The 5,544-nt window shown below is 48.1% G+C and carries 2 tRNA genes and 3 rRNA genes; all 5 read left to right on the top strand.

The features are described from left to right. Window positions 1-168 precede the first annotated feature (168 nt). The 5 genes from HX005_RS19290 to rrf all read left to right on the top strand — a co-directional run bounded on the left by HX005_RS19290 (window position 169) and on the right by rrf (window position 5,522). A 16S ribosomal RNA gene (locus tag HX005_RS19290) occupies window positions 169-1,705 on the top strand. Between the two features lie 59 nt (window positions 1,706-1,764). Beyond that, a tRNA-Ile gene (locus tag HX005_RS19285) sits at window positions 1,765-1,841 on the top strand. Window positions 1,842-1,911: 70 nt separating this feature from the next. Then, a tRNA-Ala gene (locus HX005_RS19280) sits at window positions 1,912-1,987 on the top strand. 351 nt (window positions 1,988-2,338) lie between these two features. Further along, window positions 2,339-5,230 (top strand): 23S ribosomal RNA (locus tag HX005_RS19275). 177 nt (window positions 5,231-5,407) lie between these two features. Next, window positions 5,408-5,522: ribosomal RNA gene (rrf, locus tag HX005_RS19270) — 5S ribosomal RNA — on the top strand. Together the 16S, 23S and 5S rRNA genes with 2 tRNA genes alongside form the textbook arrangement of a ribosomal RNA operon. Window positions 5,523-5,544 lie beyond the last annotated feature (22 nt).

Raw genomic sequence — 5,544 nt, 5'->3', positions numbered from 1 at the left:
ATCATTAAGAGATTATGAAGAACAACTTGTGTGGATTTTTACTGGTTGATTGATCGAAATTATTTTCATTGATTGATGGTAGAAATTACTCGAAGTTTATTTGAGAAATATTTGTCAGAAAATTGATGAGCCAAGATTTGGTGTTTTGAATAAAGCACTATTGATTTTAAACTGAAGAGTTTGATCATGGCTCAGATTGAACGCTGGCGGCAGGCTTAACACATGCAAGTCGAGCGGATGAAAGTAGCTTGCTACTGGATTTAGCGGCGGACGGGTGAGTAATACTTAGGAATCTGCCTATTAGTGGGGGACAACATCTCGAAAGGGATGCTAATACCGCATACGCCCTACGGGGGAAAGCAGGGGATCTTCGGACCTTGCGCTAATAGATGAGCCTAAGTCGGATTAGCTAGTTGGTGGGGTAAAGGCCTACCAAGGCGACGATCTGTAGCGGGTCTGAGAGGATGATCCGCCACACTGGGACTGAGACACGGCCCAGACTCCTACGGGAGGCAGCAGTGGGGAATATTGGACAATGGGGGGAACCCTGATCCAGCCATGCCGCGTGTGTGAAGAAGGCCTTATGGTTGTAAAGCACTTTAAGCGAGGAGGAGGCTACTTTGGTTAATACCCAGAGATAGTGGACGTTACTCGCAGAATAAGCACCGGCTAACTCTGTGCCAGCAGCCGCGGTAATACAGAGGGTGCGAGCGTTAATCGGATTTACTGGGCGTAAAGCGTACGTAGGCGGCTTTTTAAGTCGGATGTGAAATCCCTGAGCTTAACTTAGGAATTGCATTCGATACTGGGAAGCTAGAGTATGGGAGAGGATGGTAGAATTCCAGGTGTAGCGGTGAAATGCGTAGAGATCTGGAGGAATACCGATGGCGAAGGCAGCCATCTGGCCTAATACTGACGCTGAGGTACGAAAGCATGGGGAGCAAACAGGATTAGATACCCTGGTAGTCCATGCCGTAAACGATGTCTACTAGCCGTTGGGGTCTTTGAGACTTTAGTGGCGCAGCTAACGCGATAAGTAGACCGCCTGGGGAGTACGGTCGCAAGACTAAAACTCAAATGAATTGACGGGGGCCCGCACAAGCGGTGGAGCATGTGGTTTAATTCGATGCAACGCGAAGAACCTTACCTGGTCTTGACATAGTAAGAACTTTCCAGAGATGGATTGGTGCCTTCGGGAACTTACATACAGGTGCTGCATGGCTGTCGTCAGCTCGTGTCGTGAGATGTTGGGTTAAGTCCCGCAACGAGCGCAACCCTTTTCCTTATTTGCCAGCACTTCGGGTGGGAACTTTAAGGATACTGCCAGTGACAAACTGGAGGAAGGCGGGGACGACGTCAAGTCATCATGGCCCTTACGACCAGGGCTACACACGTGCTACAATGGTCGGTACAAAGGGTTGCTACCTAGCGATAGGATGCTAATCTCAAAAAGCCGATCGTAGTCCGGATTGGAGTCTGCAACTCGACTCCATGAAGTCGGAATCGCTAGTAATCGCGGATCAGAATGCCGCGGTGAATACGTTCCCGGGCCTTGTACACACCGCCCGTCACACCATGGGAGTTTGTTGCACCAGAAGTAGGTAGTCTAACCGTAAGGAGGACGCTTACCACGGTGTGGCCGACGACTGGGGTGAAGTCGTAACAAGGTAGCCGTAGGGGAACCTGCGGCTGGATCACCTCCTTAACGAAAGATTGACGATCGGTAAGAATCCACAACAAGTTGTTCTTCATGAATGTATCTGAGGGTCTGTAGCTCAGTTGGTTAGAGCACACGCTTGATAAGCGTGGGGTCACAAGTTCAAGTCTTGTCAGACCCACCATTCTGACGAACGCAGTATGAAAATACTGAAGCAAACAGAAAATCAGAACATTGAATCTAAATGATAAGCTGGGGACTTAGCTTAGTTGGTAGAGCGCCTGCTTTGCACGCAGGAGGTCAGGAGTTCGACTCTCCTAGTCTCCACCATAGATTATAGAATTTAGTAAGTTTAAGCTTATTAACTTCTGTGATTTATCACAGTTTCTAGACCTGACGAAGGCTAGAGCAATCATTAACAGAATATATTTGAGTTGAAATAAATTGTTCATACTCGTTTTAATAAAACACAATAATGTGACACGTAAGTGACATATTAGAGTGAATAAAAGAAATGAGAAACTAGCGATTAAACTGAATCAAGCGTTTTGGTATATGAATTAAATTGAAGCTGTACAGTGTTTAAGTGCACAGTACTTCGAACTGTATGAGAGTGATGATTAGTCATTATGATCTGTTGTTATCCTACTTGTAGGGATTAACGACTGTTTGGGGTTGTATAGTCAAGTAATTAAGTGCATGTGGTGGATGCCTTGGCAGTCAGAGGCGATGAAAGACGTAATAGCCTGCGATAAGCTTCGGGGAGGCGGCAAATATCCTGTGATCCGGAGATTTCTGAATGGGGAAACCCACTTACCATAAGGTAGGTATCGTATGATGAATACATAGTCATACGAGGCGAACGAGGGGAAGTGAAACATCTCAGTACCCTTAGGAAAAGAAATCAATTGAGATTCCGTCAGTAGCGGCGAGCGAACGCGGATCAGCCCATTAAGTTATATGTGTTTTAGCGGAAAGCTCTGGGAAGTGCTACCGTAGAGGGTGATAGTCCCGTACACGAAAGGGCACATATAATGATGACGAGTAGGGCGAGGCACGTGAAACCTTGTCTGAATATGGGGGGACCATCCTCCAAGGCTAAATACTCCTGACTGACCGATAGTGAACCAGTACCGTGAGGGAAAGGCGAAAAGAACCCCTGTGAGGGGAGTGAAATAGATCCTGAAACCGCATGCATACAAGCAGTGGGAGCCGACTTGTTCGGTGACTGCGTACCTTTTGTATAATGGGTCAGCGACTTATATTCAGTAGCAAGGTTAACCGTATAGGGGAGCCGTAGAGAAATCGAGTCTTAATAGGGCGTATAGTTGCTGGGTATAGACCCGAAACCGGGTGATCTATCCATGAGCAGGTTGAAGGTTGGGTAACACTAACTGGAGGACCGAACCCACTGTCGTTGAAAAGCCAGGGGATGACTTGTGGATAGGGGTGAAAGGCTAATCAAACTCGGTGATAGCTGGTTCTCCCCGAAAGCTATTTAGGTAGCGCCTCGGACGAATACCATTGGGGGTAGAGCACTGTTTCGGCTAGGGGGTCATCCCGACTTACCAAACCGATGCAAACTCCGAATACCAATGAGTACTATCCGGGAGACAGACTGCGGGTGCTAACGTCCGTAGTCAAGAGGAAAACAATCCAGACCGCCAGCTAAGGTCCCAAAATCTATATTAAGTGGGAAACGATGTGGGAAGGCATAGACAGCTAGGAGGTTGGCTTAGAAGCAGCCACCCTTTAAAGAAAGCGTAATAGCTCACTAGTCGAGTCGGCCTGCGCGGAAGATGTAACGGGGCTAAAATATAGTACCGAAGCTGCGGATGTATACTTTGTATACGTGGTAGGGGAGCGTTCTGTAAGCCGATGAAGGTGGATTGAGAAGTCTGCTGGAGGTATCAGAAGTGCGAATGCTGACGTGAGTAACGACAAAACGGGTGAAAAACCCGTTCGCTGAAAGACCAAGGGTTCCAGTCCAACGTTAATCGGGGCTGGGTGAGTCGACCCCTAAGGCGAGGCCGAGAGGCGTAGTCGATGGGAAATTGGTTAATATTCCAATACTTCTATGTAATGCGATGAGAGGACGGAGAAGGTTAAGTCAGCCTGGCGTTGGTTGTCCAGGTGAAAGGTTGTAGGCATGTATCTTAGGCAAATCCGGGGTACTCTATGCTGAGAACTGATAGCAAGCTGTACTTGTACAGTAAAGTGGCTGATACCATACTTCCAAGAAAAGTCTCTAAGCTTCAGTTACACAGGAATCGTACCCGAAACCGACACAGGTGGTCAGGTCGAGTAGACCAAAGCGCTTGAGAGAACTCTGCTGAAGGAACTAGGCAAAATGGTACCGTAACTTCGGGAGAAGGTACGCTGCCGATGGTGATAGAACTTGCTTCTTGAGCTGTTGGCAGCCACAGAAACTAGGCCCCTGCAACTGTTTATTAAAAACATAGCACTCTGCAAACACGAAAGTGGACGTATAGGGTGTGATGCCTGCCCGGTGCTGGAAGGTTAATTGATGGGGTTAGCGTAAGCGAAGCTCTTGATCGAAGCCCCAGTAAACGGCGGCCGTAACTATAACGGTCCTAAGGTAGCGAAATTCCTTGTCGGGTAAGTTCCGACCTGCACGAATGGCATAATGATGGGGGCGCTGTCTCCAGCAGAGGCTCAGTGAAATCGAAATCGCCGTGAAGATGCGGTGTACCCGCGGCTAGACGGAAAGACCCCGTGAACCTTTACTGCAGCTTGACATTGAACTTTGATCTTACTTGTGTAGGATAGGTGGGAGGCTTTGAAGTGACGACGCTAGTTGTCATGGAGCCGTCCTTGAAATACCACCCTGGTAATATTGAGGTTCTAACTCTGTCCCGTGATCCGGGACGAGGACCATGTCTGGTGGGTAGTTTGACTGGGGCGGTCTCCTCCTAAAGAGTAACGGAGGAGTACGAAGGTGCGCTCAGCGTGGTCGGAAATCACGCGTAGAGTATAAAGGCAAAAGCGCGCTTAACTGCGAGACCAACAAGTCGAGCAGGTACGAAAGTAGGTCTTAGTGATCCGGTGGTTCTGTATGGAAGGGCCATCGCTCAACGGATAAAAGGTACTCTGGGGATAACAGGCTGATACCGCCCAAGAGTTCATATCGACGGCGGTGTTTGGCACCTCGATGTCGGCTCATCTCATCCTGGGGCTGAAGCAGGTCCCAAGGGTATGGCTGTTCGCCATTTAAAGAGGTACGCGAGCTGGGTTTAGAACGTCGTGAGACAGTTCGGTCCCTATCTACCGTGGGCGCTGGAAATTTGAGAGGATCTGCTCCTAGTACGAGAGGACCAGAGTGGACGAACCTCTGGTGTACCGGTTGTGACGCCAGTCGCATCGCCGGGTAGCTATGTTCGGAAGGGATAACCGCTGAAAGCATCTAAGCGGGAAGCCTACCTCAAGATAAGATTTCCCTAGGAATTTATTCCTCTAAAGAGCCGTTGAAGACTACGACGTTGATAGGTTGGATGTGGAAGTGCAGCGATGCATGAAGCTGACCAATACTAATTGCTCGTGAGGCTTGACTATACAACACCCAAACAGTTGTATGTTTCGATAAATTCAATGCAAAATGCTTGATTTAGTGAAAAAGCTAGTTACAATACCAACTCAAATAAATTCCTGTTAATAACTCTTTTGGAAAAAGCATTGGCACACACTGAAAAGTGAAGAAATAAGACCAAAGCAAGTATCCATAAACAGTTTGCTGGCGACAATAGCAAGAGTGAACCACCTGATCCCTTCCCGAACTCAGAAGTGAAACCTCTTTGCGCTGATGGTAGTGTGGGGTTACCCATGTGAGAGTAAGTCATCGCCAGCTTTTAAATCTAAAAGCCCCCTCA

It is taken from the genome of Acinetobacter sp. R933-2 (assembly GCF_030325485.1).
Lineage (GTDB): Bacteria > Pseudomonadota > Gammaproteobacteria > Pseudomonadales > Moraxellaceae > Acinetobacter > Acinetobacter sichuanensis.
This window is presented reverse-complemented; position numbering and strand designations above follow the sequence as displayed.